15 protein-coding genes are annotated in these 19,811 nt (G+C 62.3%); 3 read left to right on the top strand and 12 right to left on the bottom strand.

What is annotated here, in order from left to right; translation table 11 throughout:
- The first annotated feature begins 39 nt into the window (after positions 1-39).
- On the top strand, positions 40-672 hold the full coding sequence (gene tetR, locus DM992_RS00180; RefSeq protein WP_111015249.1) for a tetracycline resistance transcriptional repressor TetR: 633 nt from the start codon (positions 40-42) through the stop codon (positions 670-672).
- 3 nt (positions 673-675) lie between these two features.
- Here the strand turns inward: tetR and miaA are convergent, their stop codons facing one another.
- The gene (gene miaA / locus DM992_RS00175) at positions 676-1,650 is read right to left on the bottom strand and encodes a tRNA (adenosine(37)-N6)-dimethylallyltransferase MiaA (protein WP_060084047.1); all 975 of its coding nucleotides are present in this window, start codon (positions 1,648-1,650) and stop codon (positions 676-678) included.
- Complete coding sequence (gene mutL / locus DM992_RS00170) at positions 1,647-3,647, bottom strand: DNA mismatch repair endonuclease MutL (protein ID WP_060174579.1); 2,001 nt, start codon at positions 3,645-3,647, stop codon at positions 1,647-1,649. Before mutL ends, miaA begins: the two co-directional genes overlap by 4 nt.
- 183 nt (positions 3,648-3,830) lie before the next feature.
- On the opposite strand from mutL, the gene DM992_RS00165 reads away from it, so the two are divergent.
- Positions 3,831-4,514: a DedA family protein gene (locus DM992_RS00165; protein WP_021162200.1), complete on the top strand. Its 684-nt coding sequence runs from the start codon at positions 3,831-3,833 to the stop codon at positions 4,512-4,514.
- A gap of 73 nt (positions 4,515-4,587) precedes the next feature.
- Here DM992_RS00165 and DM992_RS00160 read toward each other — a convergent pair whose 3' ends face one another.
- The 3 genes from DM992_RS00160 to DM992_RS00150 form a co-directional block, all read right to left on the bottom strand.
- Entirely contained in the window at positions 4,588-5,400 is an 813-nt protein-coding gene (locus DM992_RS00160) for a mechanosensitive ion channel family protein (protein ID WP_027788301.1), read from the bottom strand.
- Between the two features lie 260 nt (positions 5,401-5,660).
- On the bottom strand, positions 5,661-7,691 hold the full coding sequence (locus tag DM992_RS00155) for a capsular biosynthesis protein (RefSeq protein WP_111015248.1): 2,031 nt from the start codon (positions 7,689-7,691) through the stop codon (positions 5,661-5,663).
- Between the two features lie 14 nt (positions 7,692-7,705).
- Entirely contained in the window at positions 7,706-8,863 is a 1,158-nt protein-coding gene (locus DM992_RS00150; protein ID WP_111015247.1) for a glycosyltransferase family 1 protein, read from the bottom strand.
- Between the two features lie 372 nt (positions 8,864-9,235).
- On the opposite strand from DM992_RS00150, the gene rfbC reads away from it, so the two are divergent.
- On the top strand, positions 9,236-9,778 hold the full coding sequence (gene rfbC / locus DM992_RS00145; RefSeq protein WP_111015246.1) for a dTDP-4-dehydrorhamnose 3,5-epimerase: 543 nt from the start codon (positions 9,236-9,238) through the stop codon (positions 9,776-9,778).
- Positions 9,779-9,859: 81 nt separating this feature from the next.
- On the opposite strand, the gene DM992_RS00140 is transcribed toward rfbC, so the two are convergent.
- The 7 genes from DM992_RS00140 to DM992_RS00110 form a co-directional block, all read right to left on the bottom strand.
- On the bottom strand, positions 9,860-11,038 hold the full coding sequence (locus tag DM992_RS00140) for an SGNH/GDSL hydrolase family protein (RefSeq protein ID WP_111015245.1): 1,179 nt from the start codon (positions 11,036-11,038) through the stop codon (positions 9,860-9,862).
- 137 nt (positions 11,039-11,175) lie between these two features.
- Positions 11,176-12,057: a glucose-1-phosphate thymidylyltransferase RfbA gene (rfbA, locus tag DM992_RS00135; protein WP_111015244.1), complete on the bottom strand. Its 882-nt coding sequence runs from the start codon at positions 12,055-12,057 to the stop codon at positions 11,176-11,178.
- A 21-nt stretch (positions 12,058-12,078) separates the two neighbouring features.
- Complete coding sequence (rfbD, locus tag DM992_RS00130; protein WP_111015243.1) at positions 12,079-12,966, bottom strand: dTDP-4-dehydrorhamnose reductase; 888 nt, start codon at positions 12,964-12,966, stop codon at positions 12,079-12,081.
- Positions 12,951-14,027: a dTDP-glucose 4,6-dehydratase gene (gene rfbB / locus DM992_RS00125; protein ID WP_111015242.1), complete on the bottom strand. Its 1,077-nt coding sequence runs from the start codon at positions 14,025-14,027 to the stop codon at positions 12,951-12,953. Before rfbB ends, rfbD begins: the two co-directional genes overlap by 16 nt.
- A gap of 192 nt (positions 14,028-14,219) precedes the next feature.
- On the bottom strand, positions 14,220-15,338 hold the full coding sequence (locus DM992_RS00120; protein WP_226188579.1) for a polysaccharide biosynthesis/export family protein: 1,119 nt from the start codon (positions 15,336-15,338) through the stop codon (positions 14,220-14,222).
- A 420-nt stretch (positions 15,339-15,758) separates the two neighbouring features.
- A complete protein-coding gene (locus DM992_RS00115; protein ID WP_111015241.1) occupies positions 15,759-17,312 on the bottom strand; it encodes a glycosyltransferase family 1 protein in 1,554 nt (517 codons plus the stop codon).
- 7 nt (positions 17,313-17,319) lie between these two features.
- A complete protein-coding gene (locus DM992_RS00110) occupies positions 17,320-19,638 on the bottom strand; it encodes a glycosyltransferase family 2 protein (protein ID WP_111015240.1) in 2,319 nt (772 codons plus the stop codon).
- Between the last annotated feature and the right edge of the window lie 173 nt (positions 19,639-19,811).

The following is a 19,811-nucleotide window of genomic DNA, read 5'->3' as shown; positions in this document are numbered from 1 at the left end:
GTGGCGATTATTCCACAGCTTTCCCTATCGGTGATAGAGATGAAGGACACAGGGGCGCGGCTGACGCGCGACACGGTACTGCGCGCGGCGCTCGACCTGCTCGATGAGGTCGGCATCGATGGGCTGTCGACGCGGCGGCTCGCCGAGCGGCTCGGCGTGCAGTCGCCGACGCTTTACTGGCATTTCCGGAACAAGGCCGAACTGCTCGACGCGATGGCCGAGGCGATCATGCTCGAGCGGCACGATGCGACGCTGCCGCGGCCGGGCGAGGCGTGGGATGCGTGGCTTCTCGACAACGCGCGCAGTTTCCGCCGCGCGCTGCTGGCTTATCGCGACGGCGCGCGCCTGCATGCCGGTACCCGGCCGCGGGCGCTGCATTTCAGCTCGATCGAACGCAAGGTCGCGCTGCTCGGCGAAGCGGGTTTCGCGCCGGACGAGGCGGTCGACGTGATGTATGCGCTGGGCCGCTTCGTGGTTGGATGGGTGCTGGAGGAACAGGCGGAACCCGAAGGCGAGGCCGATGCGCCCCTGCCGGACGCGGCCGAGTTCCCGTTGCTCGCCAAGGGCTGGGCCGCGCTGCGCGCTCGCGGCGGCGACGAAGCGTTCGAGCGCGGCGTCGCGCTGATCGTCGACGGCGCCCGCGCGCGCCTGACAGCACGCGCGCGCGGCTGACGGTCAGGCCGGCGTGCCGCCGTCGAGCACGCGTTCGAGCGCGTCGAGCGCGCGGGCCGTGGCGTCCGGCGCGATGCAGTCGACGACGATCCGCTCCGGCATCGCGCGCAGCCAGGTGATCTGGCGCTTGCAGAGCTGGCGCGTCGCGAAGATGCCCTTGTCGCGCATCGTCCGGTAGTCGGTGTCGCCGTCGAGGAATTCCCAAGCCTGCCGGTAGCCGACGCAGCGCATCGACGGCAAGTCGGGATGGAGGTCCTCGCGACGGCGCAGCCGCTCGACTTCGTCGATGAAGCCCGCGTCGAGCATCGCATCGAAGCGCTGCGCGATCCGGGCGTGCAGTACCGCGCGATCGGACGGCTCGAGCGCGACCGGCACGAAGCGGTAAGCGGCGGCCGCATCGTCGCTGCGTCGCGGGGCGGCGAGCAGTACCGACATCGGCTGCCCGCTCAGCATGAACACTTCGAGCGCCCGCTGGATCCGTTGCGAATCGTTCGGCGCGAGCCGCGCGGCCGTGTCGGGATCGACCTGCGCGAGTCGCGCGTGCAACGCGGGCCAGCCATCGCGCGCGGCTTCCGCATCGAGGGTCGCACGCACGTCCGGATCGGCGCCGGGCAGGTCGTTGAGCCCCTGCGTCAGTGCCTTGTAGTACAGCATCGTGCCGCCCGCGAGCAGCGGCGTGCGGCCGCGCGCGGCGATCTCGCCGATCAGGCGCAGCGTGTCGGCGCGGAAACTCGCGGCCGAATACGCGTCGGCCGGATCGATGATGTCGATCAGGTGGTGCGGCACGCTCGCGCGCTCTTCACGCGAAGGCTTCGCGGTGCCGATATCCATGTCGCGGTAGACGAGCGCCGAATCGACGCTGACGATCTCGATCGGGCGGCGCGCGGCGAGTGCCAGCGCCGCGGCCGTCTTGCCCGATGCGGTGGGGCCGAGCAGGCAGGCGATCGTCGTCGGAGAGGACTGAGGTGAAGCGCTCATTGTCCGCGCATGAACAGGCGGTCGAGATCGTTCAGCGTGAGCTGATACCACGTCGGCCGGCCGTGATTGCACTGGTCCGCGCGTTCGGTCGCCTCCATCTGCCGCAGCAGCGCGTTCATCTCGTCGAGCGTCAGCCGCCGGTTCGCGCGCACCGCGTGGTGGCAGGCGAGCGTGCCGAGCAGCTCGTGCTGGCGCTCGGTAAGCACGCGCGAGCCGCCGAACGCGTGCAGGTCGGCGAGCACCGCGCGCGCGAGCGACTGCAGGTCGGCATCCTTCAGCAGTGCCGGGACCGCGCGGATCGCGAGCGTCGTCGGCGACAGCACCGCCAGGTCGAAGCCGAGCGATTCGAGCGTGTCGCGCTCTTCCTCGACCGTGCCGATTTCGACCGGCGTGGCCGTCATCGAGATCGGCAGCAGCAGCGCCTGCACGGCGACCGAGCGGTCGGCGAGCGCGTTCTTGAACTGTTCGTACAGGATCCGCTCGTGTGCCGCGTGCATGTCGACGATCACGAGCCCGTGCGCGTTCTGCGCGAGCACGTAAATGCCGTGGATCTGGCCGAGCGCGAAGCCGAGCGGCTGCTCGTCGTGCGCGGTGGCGGCGATCGGCGATACGGTGAAGCCGGGCAGCGGTGCGAGCGGCGTATCGGCCGAGTCGCGCGCGATGGTGGTCGTGCCGTCCGGCGTGCCGGCGCCGCTATCCTTGCGGCCGAACATCGCGTCGTAGAGCGCGAGCGGCTGCGCGACGGGCAGCGTGCCCTGCGTCATCCGCGCCTGGCGCATCCAGGTGTTGCCTGCCGACGAGGACGACGGCGACGAGAAGCCGCTGCCGCCCGTGCCACCCATGCCGCCGGTCGCGTGGCCCTGGCTCTGCCCGAGCGGCGTGTCCAGGAACGACGACGGCCCGCGCGGAGCCGGTTCGATATGCGCAGCATGGCCGCCCGCCGTGGTTTCCGGCGACGCGCCCGCATGGCGCGCGAGCGCGCGCTGGACCGCATGGAACACGTACTGGTGGATCGAGCGCGAATCGCGGAAGCGTACCTCGATCTTCGACGGATGCACGTTCACGTCGACGGCCTCCGGCGGCAGGTCGAGAAACAGCACGTACGACGGGTAGCGGTCGCCGTGCAGCACGTCCTCATAGGCCGCGCGCACCGCGTGCGTCAGCAGCTTGTCGCGCACGAAGCGGCCGTTCACGAAGAAGTATTGCTGGTCGGCGCGCCCGCGGCTTGCGGTCGGCAGCCCGGCGCAGCCGTAGACGGCGAGCGGGCCGGCCTGCTCGTCGAGCGGCAGGTGCGCGGTCGCGAAGCCGTCGCCGAGGATCTTCGCGACGCGCTGCGCGGGCTCGGTCGCATTCCAGTGCTCGACGGCCTTGCCGTTGTGCAGCACCGAGATCGCGACGTCCGGCCGCGCGAGCGCCGCGCGGCGGATCATTTCCAGGCAGTGGCCGAACTCGGTCTGCTCGCTCTTCAGGAACTTGCGCCGCGCGGGCGTGTTGAAGTACAGCTCGCGCACCTCGATCGTCGTGCCGGTCGCGCCGGCGGCGGGCGACAGCACGCCCGTCTGCGCGTCGATCTTCATCGCATGCGCGGCATCGGCCGTCCGGCTCGTGATCGACATCTCGGCCACCGACGCGATCGACGCGAGCGCTTCGCCGCGGAAACCCAGCGTGGCAACCGCCTCGAGCTCCTCGAGCGAGCGGATCTTGCTGGTCGCATGGCGCATCAGCGCGAGCGCCAGCTCGTCGGGCGGAATCCCGCAGCCGTCGTCGGTGATCGAGATGCGCTTGACGCCGCCTTCTTCCAGCACGATGCGCAGCGTCGTGGCGCCGGCGTCCATCGCGTTCTCGAGCAGCTCCTTGACGACCGACGCCGGACGTTCGACGACCTCGCCGGCGGCGATCTGGCTGATCAGCTGGTCGGGCAGGGGCTGGATCGCGCGCAGCGGGCGCGGAGCAGGGGCGGGCGTGTCGCCCGCGGCCGTTTCGGTGATTTCGGACATGGCCGAATTATAGCGAGGCGGCGGATGCGTGCCGGGGCGGCGGAGCGTTACGTTTTTTCACGGAGCCTTAAGGTAGTTTCGGTATCATGGCTCCGTTTCGCGCGCCGCCTTGGCCGGCGGGCGCTTCCGCCAAGTCTGGCCTGTTTCGGCCGTTCCGGCCCTATCGCCTTCGAGGAATCGCATTTGGATACGCTGCTTCATTTCGTCAACCTTGTCCTGCATATCGACGCCTTCCTCGGCGATTTCATCCGGCAGTACGGCGCGTGGGTCTATCTCGTGCTGTTCCTGATCGTGTTCTGCGAGACGGGGCTCGTCGTGTTCCCGTTCCTGCCGGGCGATTCGCTGCTGTTCATCGGCGGCGCGTTCGCGGCGACGGGCGAAATGAACGTCGGCGCGCTGATCGTGCTGCTGCTCGTCGCGGCGATCGCCGGCAACACCGTGAACTACCTGATCGGCCGCTGGGTCGGCCCGAAGGTGTTCAATACGCATATCCCGGTGCTCGAGCGCTTCCTTGACCGCGCCGCGCTGCAGAAGACCCACTCGTTCTACGACAAGCACGGCGGCAAGACGATCGTGCTCGCGCGCTTCATCCCGGTCGTGCGTACGTTCGCGCCGTTCGTCGCGGGCGCGTCGTCGATGAGCGTCGCGCGCTTCCAGCTCTTCAACGTGATCGGCGCGCTGGTGTGGGTGCTGCTGCTCGTGCTGCTCGGGTATTTCTTCGGCAACATCCCGTTCATCCGCCAGTACCTGAACGTGATCGTGCTGGTCGGTATCGGTGCGGCGATCGTGCCGGTCGCGCTCGGCGCGGTGTGGAAGCTGGTGCGCGGGAAGCAGTCGGATAACGCGCAGAAGACGGGCGGGCGGTAAGCCCGGACGCTTCGGTTTCAGGCAATAAAAAAGCGTGGCGGGTGCCACGCTTTTTTTTCGTCCGGTGCCGCCGTCATGCGCTGCGATGCAAGAGCGGCGTTTCGGGCGTCGGGTATTGCGCGTCGCGGAACGTCTCGAGGATCACGCGGTTGGTGTCGCAGTACACCTGCCAGTAGTTTTCCGGTTGCGTGGACGGGCGCACGAACAGCAGCGGGCCTTCCGGCGTGAACTGCAGCACGCCGACGTCCGGCGCCGGGCTGGTCAGCACGTTCGGGATCTGCTGGATCGACGCTTTCAGGCGGTTGATCGCGTCGACCGCATCGACGCCGTTCGCGATCTTCGCGGTCAGGTCGACGCGACGATACGACGTTGCGCTGTAGTTGGCGATGTTGTCCGAGAAGATCTTGTTGTTGCCGACGATCGTCACGATGTTGTCCGGCGTGACGATCGTCGTGCCGAACAGGCCGAGCTCCTTGACCGTGCCCGTGACGCCGCCCGCGCTGATCACGTCGCCGATCTTGAACGGACGCAGCACCTGCATGAACACGCCTGCGGCGAAATGCGCGAGCAGGCCGCCCCAGGCGGTACCGATCGCGAGGCCAAGGCCGGCGAGCAGCGCGGCGAACGAGGTGGTCTGCACGCCGAAGATCTGCAGGATCGCGAGGATCAGCAGGATCGTCAGCAGCACGCCGACGACGGAGGTCAGGTAGTCGGTGAGTGTCGGGTCGACCTTGCCGCTGCGGCGCACGACCTTGCCGAGCAGGCGGGTACCGATGCGGATCGCCCAGCGGCCGACGAACCACAAGACGATCGCGGCGAGGAGGTTGAGGCCGAAGTCGAGGCCGCGGGTCATCAGGAATTGCTGGGCGGTGGCGAGATCGATCATGCGTTCTCCGGGGGAAGGGGCGCGGCCGGCGAGCCGCGGCTGGTTCGTTTCTTATATCTGACTGGAGCGGAGGGAGCAACGGTCCGGGAGACAGGTGTTCGCAACGCGGCATTCCCGAGATCGTACATTGCCAGGCCGGGCGCGCGACGCTACCGTGCGATGCTCGTTCGTCGAGGTGTCCTGCCTATCGCGATCGCCTCCTCTTACGAAAATGATTCCGTGCATGGCGATTGCCGAGCGAAGGCCGGACGGTCGTCGCCCTACATGCGCTGGAAATGCTGTCGGCAACGCCAGTGGAAATGAATCAGTGCGTTGCGGGTCCAGCGAATCGCCTTCAGTAACGGGCGTACGCGGTTGCCTCGAACCTGTTCCAGCGGGCGGCCCGCGGCTTTGGCGATCTGTCTGCAAATGGCCTCCGGAGTCGTGAAGCGTCGCAGATGCCAATCCCAATACAGCGGATAGCGCAACAGCGCGCCGGCCGTCAGCATGTCGAGAGACAAGGTGCGCTCGCGCCACGGCAGCGGCGCGAGCGCGTCATGCGTGAGCCCCCAGCCGGCGTAGAACGGCAGACCGTAAGTAAATACCGCCTTGCCGCGCAAGAGTGCTTCGAAGCCGGACAGGGACGACAACGTATGGACTTCGTCGGCGTGTTCGATCAGCGAAATCAGATCGGCATCGGCGTCGACGATGTCGGCGAATCGTGCCGCGTCGATGAGGCCGTTACGATTGCCTGACAGGACGTCGGGATGCGGCTTGTATACGACGAACGCATCGGGCCGAAGCCGCCGAACTTCCTGAAGCAGCATCTCGACCGTGTTGATCGCCTGGGTACCGAGGCGGATGGACGCGTCGTCAGCCACTTGACCCGGCACGAGGACGACTCGTTTGCCGCCCGGAGCCTGCCATGTCGGTGCGCGCCGGCCAAGGTTGTACTTCGTGAGGCCGAGTTCCGCGATGAGGGTGCGCAACGCGGTCGCGCGCGTGAGTTCGGCTGCATCAAACGTCGTGTCGTTCAGTATGGCCGTCAGATCGTTCGGACGACTTGCATCGAAATAAAGGCCTTGATGATCGATGACCTGACTGCACGGCGCCATCATGTCGGACCCGAGACCGATCGAATGGAGAAAGCCGTCCTCGATCCTGACGACTTGAACGCCGGACGGAATCTCTGTTGCGTCGCGCCCGCCCCATACGACGGCCTGTTCGTCCGGTCGCAGTTGCCGGGGGAGATCGGTCCAACGCAACGAGCCGCCACCTGCTGTCAGATAGGGGGTGGCGAATGGCCGTTTCCACCATTGGAAACGCAGGGCGGCAACGCATTTGAGCCGCGAAAAGCGCGAGGCCACGGATCGTTGCAGCTCAACGCTTTCCAGTACGGACGCCAGTGTCCCGGGCTGGTGCGTTGCGGGATCCAGATACCGGACGTGGCGAAGGAATGCTACGTCGAAAAATGCAGGAAGTGTCGGGCGAGCCATTCGTTCCGGAAATTCGAGCGCGTCGTGCGTGAGGCCCCATCCTGCGTAGTACGGCTTGCCGAACACATGCGTAGGGACATCGGCCAATAGCCCGCCGACACCTTCCGACGCACCAACGACGTACAGATGATCGGCTGCACTGAGCACTTCTCTGAGTGAATACGGTTCGTGAAGCCGGCGAATGTCGCTGGGCAGCGCCGTATCGGACGACAGCCAGGCACCGCTCCCGGGGTCGCTGGAGCGCGCGAGCCAGAACTCGGCGTCGGGATGGGCCGATCGTGCATTTTGCAGCATGGCGCGAAATGCGCGACGTCGAGCACGTTCAGGTGAACCGGGATTGGTTGCGGAATGCGATCGTTCGTCGACGAGGACGACACGTGAACGAGGCGAGTGAGATTCGAAGATCCGTTGCGGGACCGTCAATTGGTTCGCCGGGTGCAATGCATCGGTTTCGAGTACCCGTTGCATCAGCGACAGGATGTCGGGCGTCTGGCAACCGGATTGCGCGGTCAGCAGCATGTTGTTCATGCTGTCGGTCAGCGAGCGCATTGCATCGTGCGTGGTGAGCGGCGCGGCAAACCACGAGAGGGGTGGAATACCCCAGTCTCGACAGGATGCAACCGGGCCCGGCCATGCGGCCAGGGTTTTCGGCGAGGATGTGCGTGCCAATCGTTGCACCAGCGTCCCGGCCATCCTGCGGTCGACCCAATGATAGGGCGATTTGCCGAGCAACCAGCTCAGCGTGCGTCGCCCTGGGGTGATTTCGTGCAGCTTCAAGGTCCAAGTGTGCCCGGATTCTCGAGGTGAATCGCTCATTGTGGCGCGGACATTCAATCCAGTTCTTCCAGGAAGCGGTCGACCCGGGCGAAATGCTCGGTCCACGTGGGCGGGCCAAACTGTGCGATTCGAACCAGCTGGCTGTCACGTTCGGGGCTCGGTGCCTGCGAATAGGCGCGGATCCGGGCCATCCAGCCTGGGCCATCGAGCGGGTCCAGGTAGTCGGGAACGTCACCCGCCACCTCCCGGAATACGCCCAGGTCGCTGGCGATGACGGGGACCTGCATCGTCAGTGCTTCGACGAGCGGCATACCGTAGCCCTCCACGAACGAAGGAAACAGAAGGGCGCGCGCGTGTTGCAGCCACACCTGCAGATCGCGATCGGAGCAGTTGGACTGTTCCACCACGGCGCCCTTCAGGCTCTCGCACCGCTCGAGCATGTCGACGACGTTCTCACATTCCCAGCCGCGCCGACCGATAACGACGAGCTTCGGCGCATTGCCGCCTGATTCCTCCACGATTCGACGCCACACATGCAACATGAACCAATGGTTCTTGCGCGGTTCTATGGTGCCAAGCATGACGAAATAAGGCGTATCGAGAGGGGCGCGAGAGTCCGTCGTCGGTCGATCGATTCCGGGCGCCAGCCGGGCGACGACGCTGCGTGGCAGTGTCATCCTGGCACGATGCGCCTCGTCGGTGAGGGAATCCAGCGTGAAGCTGGAATTGGCTATGACACCTGCCGCATGTTCGAGAACGGTATGAATGCGTCGTCTATGCGTTTCACGAACACCTTCGCGACAATATTCGGCATGAGTCAGCGGAATCAGGTCATGCACCATGAAGACGGTGCGGACGCCCAGTTTGCGCATTGCCCGCGGGTATCGCGCGAACTCCATTCCTGAGTGACTGGTGTGCAACAGGACGCCGCCTGGAACCGGCGTTTTTTTCCATGCAGCTAGGAGCGCCTTGGCACCGAGCATCCGCATCGCGGCGACTCTACTGAAATCCTGCTCCAGCAAGGTCCGGAACACGAGGGCGGAATCGCTTTCCGACAACACGGCGTGAAAACCCTGTTCGCTCAGCACGGCACGAGCTCGTGGCGCGTAGTGGCGAATGTATTCGAGGCCGACGCGGTCCACTCCGGTTGGGAGCATGCGTTTGCAGAGGCGGGTCTGCAAACGCGTCACGTCTAATAAAATTCTTTGCACAGGTCAGCTGGATGATGGGGAATATTCGCTGGGAGCCCGTGGCGGGGCGGCTTCATATTCTAACCGTTACATGTGATAATCGACGCCGCGAATTCGCCGGCGCGGCGGAGTGTCGAATGTGCGGATGTCATTGAACGGGATGCACGCACGTTGGTTGTAATCTTCGGGCGACGCGCAGGGAGCTCCACGACCGTCTTCAGATAGGTGCAACGATTCCCGCCACGGCTTCGTTGCTGCACTACGCGACGAGGCAAGGCCCAGTGGACGACGTCGATGCACGGTCGACCGTACTGCGGTGCCGCCCGGGCGGAGGAATCTACATCCGGTGATGGGCCGCGATGGTGATCTTTGAATTTGAGCTGGGGAGAACGAGTGAATATCGTTGACACGAATATTCCGGACTTGAAGATTATCGAACCGAGAGTTTTCGGTGATGAGCGCGGTTTCTTCTTTGAGAGTTTCAATCAGAAAAAGTTTGTCGAGGCAATTGGTCGCGACGTGGAATTCGTGCAAGACAACCATTCCAAATCGGCGAAGAATGTGCTGCGTGGCCTTCACTACCAGATACAACATACTCAGGCTAAACTCGTTCGCGTGGTTTCCGGTGAGGTATTCGACGTCGCAGTCGATTTGCGGCGCTCATCACCTACGTTCGGTCAATGGGTGGGGGTGACGCTCTCTGCCGAAAATAATCGGCAGTTCTGGATTCCCGAGGGATTTGCCCACGGATTCGTGGTGACCTCCAGTTCGGCGGAATTCCTGTACAAGACGACGGACTACTGGTATCCCGAGTACGAAAAAACGATCCTCTGGAATGATCCGCAATTGAATATCGACTGGCCGCTGGGCGACGCGCCCATCGTTTCTGCCAAGGATCAGCAAGGCGTTCCGTTCGCAACGGCCGATCTGTTCTGAAGACCGGTCATGCCCCGGTCTTCCGCGGCAACGGAGCAGCGACAACGATCGTGTGCCGCTCCGTTTTTGCGCCGCGCGCGGTTATCGAATAGTTTCCAGAACCAGAACACCGGCAAGATCGAGCTGGTTTTCACGGCGAGATTCGCGCGATGCATCATGGAATCCGTCGAACGTGAACATCTGCCCCGACGGCGGCGCCAGCCTGGTGTGTAGCGCAATGGTTCCCGTTTCGGGTATTGCAGTCAGCCGGCTGGGATTGTTCTCCATGAGAAGCGGAATGCTTGAGTAGATGAATTTTCCTTCCGGAATGTCTTGATATCGGGTCGAGAGTGCGACGAGTCTCGCATCGTGCTCCAGTTCGGCGTACCAATGAGCGTTGCTCGATGCGAGTGACACGGCGATCGGAATGCCGGAAACAGGGATGGCAAGCCGTTCACCGGTCATCAGCGTCAGACAATCCGCTTTTACATGCCGATTTTCGATTCGCCCGAGCTTGCTTTCCGTACCGGTTTTCGCCGCGATTTCTTTCGCGGAAACAAAGCGGGGCTTCAGGAGTGCCTGTGTGCCGGGGACGGAAATGGGGCGAGCCAGTTCGCCGAGCTTCGGGCCCCGTTGCCATAGCGCGTTGACACGTTCGGCCAGCAACGTGCCGATCATCGCGACCGTGCAGCCGCGGTGGTAGTGCGCTTCATCCGAGTAGACGAAAGGCGGAATTGGCCAACCGAACGTATCGAAGAACCACGAGCGCGTGTCGACGAACGAAATCCCGCGATCCCGATACCATGCAATTTCAGCATCGTAGATCTGGTTATGAATGTCGGTCCTGTAGAACGGCTGGGCGGACAGGATGAGCGGCACGATGGTCGCGTCCGGGAAGCGCTCCGCCGCGGCGTTGAGGAGAATCTCCAGGAACAGGCGTTTCAGTTCCGCTCCGTCGGGGCGATGATTGAGGTGCCCCGTATCGTTCAGCGAATATTCGAGGACGACGACATCGGGTACCTCGGTAATTTCCTGAAGGCGGCCGATGGAGGTGAGCGACGTGGTGCCGCCTACAGAAATGTTGTCTAGCGTTACCTCGTGGCCCGAAATGGCAGTAAGGTGGCTGGCGAACCTGCCGGTGTATCCGTTGGCTATGACTGAGTTGGATCCGCCAATGATGGCTACGCGCATATTGCCTCGAAGAGTGAGCCGGTCGTTATCGGCGATCGAGGCCTCTGCAGCACGATCGCCATTGTGTGCAATCTGCCGGGTTCCACGCATGCTGCAACGATCGGCACCCGGCGACAATGTTGGTATCTTAGCCGGATCGGCTGCCGTGCAATCGAAAGAAAAACGCGATGTATACCCCGGCTGGCACAAATGTGGTGCGTGGCCGCCGGGGTTGCGGGGGATTCTGGTTAGCGGATTTGCTCTTTCAGGATGTTTTTCAGGTACTGGCCGTAGCCGTTCTTGCTGAGCGGTGCGGCAAGGCGGAGCAACTGCTCGGAATCGATGTAGCCGAGGCGATACGCGATTTCTTCAATGCACGCCACTTTCAGTCCCTGCCGGTGTTCCATCGTGGCGATGAAGTGGCTGGCCTCGAGCATCGAGTCGTGCGTACCCGTGTCGAGCCACGCGTAGCCGCGTCCCATTGTCTTGACGTCGAGCAGGCCTTCGCGCAGGTAGGTCGCATTGACATCGGTAATCTCGAGTTCGCCACGAGCCGACGGTTTGATCGATTTGGCGATGTCGACGACCTTGCTGTCGTAGAAATACAGACCGGTAACGGCGTAGTGCGATTTCGGTTGAGCTGGCTTTTCCTCGATGCTGATTGCGCGACCGTCCTGGTCGAACTCGACCACCCCATATCGCTCAGGATCGTTGACGCGATAGGCAAACACACTGGCGCCGGTTTCCTTGCGCGCGGCCTCGTGCAGGAGCGGCACAAATTCGTGGCCGTGGAAAATGTTGTCGCCGAGCACGAGTGCGGAGCGATCTCCCGCGAGGAACGATTCGGCAAGGATGAACGCTTGCGCCAGTCCGTCGGGGCTCTGTTGAACCGTGTATTGAAGATCGAGCCCCCACTGATGACCGTCACCGAGCAGTTGCTCGAAGCGCGGCGTATCCTGAGGCGTCGAGATGATCAGAATGTCGCGGATGCCTGCCAACATCAACGTGCTGAGCGGGTAGTAGATCATCGGCTTGTCGTAGATCGGCAGCAATTGCTTGCTCACTGCCTGCGTTGCAGGATACAGACGGGTTCCCGAACCACCCGCGAGGATAATGCCCTTTCGTTTCATGATGTTGGTCTGCTCTCGGTTTCAATGTTGTAGTTGGGCGAATACATGATCGATGCCGTATTGCCAGGGTTGCATGTGCAAGTCGAATGTATTGGCGAGCTTGCTGCAATTCAGCCGTGAATTCGCGGGGCGTGTCGCGGCTGTCGGATAGGCACTGGTGGGGACGGCCTGAATCGCGTCCTGCTTCAGTTTCAATGCGATGCCGGATTCTTCGGCAAGCTGAACGATACGGCGCGCGTAGTCATGCCACGTCGTTTCGCCGGCGGCGGCCAGGTGGTACGTTCCCCAATCGCTGAACGACGGGGACAGCGCGCGGGCGAGCACGTGGGCGGTCACGTCGGCGATGAAGGAAGCCGTGGTCGGCGCACCGACTTGATCGGCGACGACATTGAGCTGCTCGCGCTCTTGTGCCAGCCTGAGAATCGTCTTGAGAAAATTCTTCCCGTGTGCGCCGACAACCCAGCTCGTACGCAAGATCAGATGACGGCTGCAGGCTGCGCGAACCGCCGTTTCACCTGCCAGCTTGCTCTGCCCGTAGACCGACAAAGGATGCGTGATGTCTTCTTCGAGATACGGTTCGGCCTTCGTGCCGTCGAATACGTAATCCGTCGAATAGTGAATGAACGGGACCTTCCTGCTTGCCGCCCATGACGCCATAACGCCAGGCGCATCGGCGTTGATCGCATGCGCCAGTGCGGACTGGCTTTCCGCAAGGTCCACTGCCGTATAGGCGGCCGGATTGACGATGACGTCCGGTTGCAATGTGGTGAGCCGCTCGGCGAGCGTGCCGACATCGGAAAGATCCAGGTCTTTTCGTTTCGGCACCAGCAGCTCGCCGAGCGGCGCCAATGCACGCTCGAGTTCGAAGCCGACCTGACCGCTGGAGCCGGTGATCAGGATGCGCGGCATGCATCCGCTCCATAATGCAGGTCGATCCAGTTGCGATAGCTGCCGGACGTGACGTTCTGCACCCACGCCTGGTTGTCGAGGTACCAGCGCACCGTTTTCCGGATGCCGCCTTCGAACGTCTCCGCGGGTTTCCAGTTCAGCTCCTGCTCCAGCTTGCGCGCATCGATTGCGTATCGGCGATCATGCCCGGGGCGATCCTGAACGAAACTGATCTGGCTTGCGTACGACTGCTTGTCGCTGCGAGGCTGAAGCTCGTCAAGAATCGAGCAGATCGTTCGGACAACGTCGAGATTCGTACATTCGTTCCAGCCGCCCACGTTATAGGTTTCGCCGACGCTCCCTTGTTGCAGGACACGCCGGATGGCGGAGCAGTGATCCTTTACGTAGAGCCAGTCGCGGATCTGCTGGCCGTCGCCGTAGATCGGCAGGGGCTTGCCGGCCAGCGCGTTCAGAATGACGAGCGGAATGAGCTTTTCCGGGAAATGGTAGGGACCGTAGTTGTTGGAGCAGTTGGTGGTCAGTACCGGCATGCCGTAAGTGTGGTGCCATGCGCGGACGAGATGATCCGACGCGGCCTTGCTTGCGGAATAGGGGCTGTTGGGCTCGTAGCGGTTCGTTTCCGCGAAGGCCGGATCGTTGGGGCCGAGCGTGCCGTAGACTTCGTCGGTCGACACGTGAAGAAAGCGGAACGCCTCACGCTCTGCGTCCGGAAGCTCGCTCCAATAGCCTCGCACCGATTCGAGTAGGTTGAAGGTGCCGACCACGTTGGTTTGAATGAAATCGCCGGGGCTGGAAATGGACCGGTCAACATGGGATTCAGCCGCGAAGTTGATGACCGCACGCGGGCGATGCTGTTTCAGAAGGCCTGCGACCAGTTCCCGGTCACCGATGTCGCCGCGGACGAACGTGTGTCGAGGGTTGTCGGCAAGCGATGCAAGCGTGTCGAGATTGCCCGCATAGGTCAGTTTGTCCAGATTGATGACGGACTCGTCGGAGCCGGCAATCCAGTCCAGAACGAAGTTGGCGCCAATGAAACCTGCACCGCCGGTGATTAGCAACATAATGGTCTCGACAATAAATATGAATAAATTGGACAGCGTGCTTCGATGAGATCAAATATTCGAAATCCATATGCGCTTTCGTAAATCGGAAAAGCATCGGCGCGCATACTCGTCTTCCGCTTTGCCGCGGCGGAGCACATCGAAGGATTTGCCGCACGAATCGAATCGTGCGGCGGGATATTTAGGTATGGATTACCGGAAAGTCGTAACCGTCGTCATGACGGGGTAAGCCACGGAGAAGATCACATTGAGGAATTTCTGCAGTTCCGCAATTGGCGCATTGGATACGTAGACAACATCCTTGTTGTCCATCATGAAGCTTTGCGCGACGAAGAAACTGTTGGGATCCTTCAAGTTAACTCGATAAACGACCGGAACCAGGCCGTTGGGTGCCGTCTTGACCGGCTGGAGCGGCCATTGGAGCGCATTTGCCTTCTCAAACCGGAAGATGAAGACGCCTTGGGCGTCGGAGCGCGAGTCGTTCAGACCGCCCATGCGGCCGAGTGCCTGGGCCAGCGTAATGCCCTGCGCTTCGAAGTTGATTTCCTCGTTTTTGCCGGTCGCGCCGAGCGCCGTGAAACTGTTCGGCTGATACAGCGCCGTCACGACGTCGCCGGGCTGAAGCGGAACGTTCTGGCGCGGATCCCGGATGATCGTTTCCAGCGGCAGCGATTGCACGGTTTTGCCGCGCGTAACCTGCAGCGTCATTTTTTCGATCGGCTGCCGCACGCCGCCCGCGCTGGCGAGCGCGTCGAGGATGCGCTCGCCGCTAGGCGTCAGCGGCATGCGTTTGCTGGAATTGACGTCGCCGACGATCGTGACGTAGGAGGTCGTGTTTTGTACCAGCCTGACCAGCGTCTGGGGCTGATTGGCTTTGCCCTTCAGTCTCTCGGTGATCGCCATCCCGAGTTCCTCGGGCGTGCGTCCGGCGGCCCTGATCGGCCCGACGAATGGGATACGCACATTGCCGTTGCTGTCGATCGTCTGATCCGGTAGCGCCGTTACGCGCGCATTGGAGGTGGTGTTGGGGCGCCCGTCCGTCGACGACGTGCCGAACAGCAAAGCAGGCGGAGCCTCCCAGATCGACACCTCGATGACGTCGCCGGCGCCCAACTGCTGTGACGTCGTCGCGTGTTCGCCGAGCGTTTTCGAAAAATCGCCGGCCAGTTGCAGGGAGAGCAGGCGCCGGGCCACGTCGTCATTGACGTCGACCACCTGAATGCCGATCGAGCTCGGATTGGCCGGTGCTTGCGTGACGGCCGACGTGCTCGGTCCGGACGTGGGGATGGACGAGCAGGCCGTGAGGGCCATTCCGCACAGGAGGGGCAACGTATAGGTCAGAGAGTGTATGCGACGCATGTTACGAGTATCTAAAATTTTAGGCTGAGCGTTTGAGATCACTGCTTCTGAATAAACCTGCAGCGGTCCCGGAAAAGGGGCGCGATGTGTTTCGGTCAAGCAGCTCGTATCCAATCGATCGTCGTCGGATGAGGAGCGGGGGCCGGGTACATGCCGCACGGCCTCCGCCGGCCGCAAAACATCCGCTCTCGGCGGGAGGGCGGCCGGTTTTGCGTTGCACGTGAATTGCGACATGTAGCAGGTTGAGCCATTCAAATATGCCCGGTTTGGTTCGAAAAACACCAGTGCTTGCCGGAAATTCAACAGGCACCATTTTAAACAATACCGTACTCGGAAATACGTATTGATCCGGTGCGGTGGGAGCGACTGGATCTATCTCCCGATTCCTGCTTTCCCGGCTGATATCGCACCGAGAAAACGTTCCCATTGCGGCAGGATGTGCTTTGGCTGATACCGGGTTGCCATTTCGCGTCCCAGTGCCTTCAATTCGGAACGTCGCAATTCAGCGCCGTCGTCATAGGCGACGCGACCAATCGCATCCGCCAGGCTCCGCGTGCAGTGCGGATCAAAGTATTCGGTTGCGTCACCGTAGACCTCGCGGTGGACCGCGATGTCGGATGACACCACGACCCCGCCGCTGGCCATGGATTCCAGGCCGGAATAGTCGAAACCCTCCGCGAGGCTCGGGCAGACTGTCGCTACAGCGTGCCGATACAACGTACACAGATCTTCGGCGGGGACCCCGGACAGGACGAACAGGGCGCCTGTATCGATCCACGCGCGCATTTCCTGAGTCAGCACCTCGCTCCCCCAGCCAGCGTTTCCGACAAAAACGAGCTTGATCGATGGATCGCGATCCGCCATGAGAGTCGACCACGCTGCCAAGAGTCGAGCGTGATTCTTGCGCGGTTCGATCGTCGAAACCATCAGTAGATACTTGAACGGTTGCCGATCCAGTGCGTCGGCGTAAAAGCGCTCTCTCGATTCGGTCGTGGAAAAGGTCGGATTCAGCGGGCCGACCGGGGTAACGCGAAGCCTTATGATCTGCTTGACCCGATCGGCCGGTGCGTTGGTTTCGCGGAAATCGGCCGAGATCATGTTGTGAATCGTGACCGACCGATCGCGAACCTCGGGAAGCAACGCGATCAGGCCCTGTCGGGTCGTTTCGGACACGCAGGCGAAATACGCGCCGGATTTTGCATTGCTGACCAACGCATGCATGTGCGTGGCTTGATGGCGGACCTTGTTGGCGATCGTGTCAGGCATCATGATCGGGAAGGCGTCGTGATAACGCACGACGAACGCCACATCGTTGGGAATTCTGCCGGGATACGGCGTCTGTGCAATGAAGACGCCGGCCCGATCCAGCGCGAGGCGCGGATAGATTGCCTCACGCCGGAATTTCAAGGTTAGAAGTCCCGCACTCTGCAACACGTTCCAGGGAACCGTGCAGACACGTAGATCGCGTGCGGTGACGATCTTGAAATCGTCTGCCGGCAGGGTCTTCTCGAACAGGCGGCGCCAGACGAATTCCTCGAAGCCGCGGGGCGCGAAGCGAGTGAGTCGCACGTGAGCACGCGCGGGACGCAACAGCGCGGACAGCGCCAGCGTGTATGCGGTTCTGCGGGAGCGGATATAGGTACGAGCCGTCGCCCAAATGCCTTTGGGTCGCGGTTTGTCCATCGATACGACAACCCGCGTGCGTTCACGCACTGCGGCGAGCGTCATGTCCGGTGCACGAGCCGGCTCGTCTGCGGCGCCCGGCGCAAGAAACGCGAGCGAGGTTTGGAGTAGCCCTTCGACCTCGATCGACGGGCACTCGCACAAGCCTCGAAACAGTAATCTCGTTTCCTGCGGAATGCCGGCGTGGCCGTCGAGGGCGGGCCGCATTTCCAGAAGAACGCTGAAAGTTCGGTTGTTTGTCATGACGGGATCAGGTTTCTTCCCTGTTCGAGTAGCCAACCGGATCGGAAGACGGTCGATCTTCGAATGTCGCGCGCGGATGTGCCGGCACGGAGCCGGCCTTCCTGATAACACCCAGACCCGCTCTCGGCGGCCACGCGATCTGGCACTGAGCCCGATCCAGCGTCAGATTCCGGCTATAGGCCGGATCGTCCGCCATGAAGTCGGCCCAATGTTGCCGCATGTACGCAACCTCGCCATCCGAGCGCCGCTTTTTTTCCGGCGTATTGTCTTCACCTCGGGTTGCCGATTCGTGATGATAGAGTTCGGCAAACGGCGTCCAGATGATTCGATATCCTGCGCTCCTGATGCGCAAGCAAAAGTCGATGTCGTTGAAAGCGACGGGCAGTGACGCTTCGTTGAGGCCGCCGATTTCGACATAGAGCGATTTTCTGACGACGAGGCAGGCAGCCGTGACGGCAGAAAGGGATTGGACGACTGCCGCTCGAGCCTGATAGCCCGGATCGTGCCTTTGCAGCCCGCGGTGGATATGATCCGCGGCGCCGCTGAGGCCGAGGATGACACCGGCGTGCTGAACGGTGTCGTCCGAATACAGAAGTTTTGCGCCGACTGCACCGACTTCGGGCCGCGTTGCCTGTCCCAGCATTTCTTCCAGCCAGTCCGGGCTGATGACCTCGATGTCGTTGTTGACGAGGGCAATATAGTCTCCGCGCGCGCGCGCGCAAGCGCGGTTGTTGAGCGCGGAATAGTTGAACGGCCGGTCGTCGCGAACGATCTCGATGCGTTCATGCGTCGACAGCGCGGCGAGGTAATCCAGCGTCTCGCGCTCGTCGGAGCCGTTGTCGACGACGATGATCTCGTAGTTCGAATAAGTCGTCCGGCGCAGAATGGACTCGATGCATTGGCGCAGCAGCGACAGCCCATTTCTGGTGGGAATGATGATGCTGACCATCGGGCACGGCTCTGGCAGCCGATAACGAACCCTGTAGCCGTGAGCCGTAATGCGCGCATCGGCTGCGATTCCGCTGCGCTGCAGATAGTTCGCGAGTGCCAGGTATCCGGCTTGCTTGTCAGCATCCGTGGCCGTGTCGAACTGATCCTGGGCACTGGTGCGAGCGTGGTAGAGGATGCTCGGAATATGCACGATGCCATCCGGTCGGGCTGTTTCGATGCACCGCAGCGTGAGATCGTAACCGGACGCGAAGCCCGGGCGCGGATCCCAGCCGCCCACGGCCTCGAACAGGCGAGCATGGCAGGCGCTCAAATGCGAGATCGTGCCGCGAGAAAGGCACAGATCTTCGTTCCAGTCGCATTTGAAGTGCGGATCCTTGCGTGATCCGTCTTCGTCAATCCGATCCTCGTCGGAATATATCAACTCCGCGTGCGGCGCTGCATCGACGGTTTCGCAAATGGCAAACAGCGCGTGCCGGGGCAGCAGATCGTGCTGGCCGAGCATGGCGATCCACGATCCGGATCGAAGCAACGCGCGGGTCAGTTCGCCCTGGGGAGTCGCGTGATTGCCTGGCTGCTGGATTCTCACGCGGCTGTCGCTCAGTGCGTGATGTTCGAGCAAGTTCAGAATCTCTGGATCCACCGTGGCGGGAGCGACGATATGAAGCGCCCAGTACGGGTAGATCTGCGCCTTCACATGCTGAATGGTTGTGTTCAGCCAGGCAGCATTCGGCCTGGACAACGCCATCGCCAGCGCAACGGTGGGGCGATCACGGAATGAATCGATGCGACGGCTCATCCGGGCAAGTGCGTCGCCGCTCGGTGTGTCGAAGCACTCGACCCAGTCCAAATAATCGACGAGCGCATCTGGGTTTTCGAAGAGCTGGCAGTAGTCGTGCCATATGTCTCGCTCAGGCCTGGCGTTCGCCTGCCGGGTTGAAGACGAGCCGAATGCGTCGGGTTTGTACATCGGGTGCAGCGCGCTCAGCTTTCGATGCATGCGCGAGCGTGCGAACCGGCCCGTTACGCGAGCCAACTTGAATTGCGTGACTTCGTCGTCCGGGTGCGCGGATTCCATGTGCAAACTGACGCTCCCGCGCGACGACAGGCGAATGAGCCGTTTGCTGACGTGTCTCGTGCTCGTCGTTACCGAGAACGATTCGGTTTCGCCGCCTTCCGGGACGGTGACGACACGCACCTTGACGCTGGGGGCGGCGGCATGAGCCCGGAGCTCCAGCATGTACCACCCCGCCTTCACGTGAGTGCATACCGCATAGGACTTGCATGGCCGCGAGTTCATCGGCTGATCGGTGTCGTCCGGAAGACGTCGCAGGTGCGACATGTTCCAGCTCAAGCGAAAGAACTCCAGATCGATCATAGATGACACGGTAATGCGCTACGTCATGACGGGAGGCAGATTGCCGAACCGACGACAGACTCGTATTTCGGGACCTGCATTCACATGACGGGAACGATACGTCCCCGTCATGGCAGGGCAGGCGCGGGTCGATCTCGCGAGGAGAGCGGAAGATCGAATCGCGTCCTGTAATG

The sequence above is a fragment of the Burkholderia sp. JP2-270 genome (genome assembly GCF_003233675.1).
In the GTDB taxonomy this organism is placed as follows: Bacteria; Pseudomonadota; Gammaproteobacteria; order Burkholderiales; family Burkholderiaceae; genus Burkholderia; species Burkholderia pyrrocinia_C.
The sequence above is the reverse complement of the archived record's forward strand: the minus strand, read 5'-3'. Positions and strand labels throughout refer to the sequence as shown.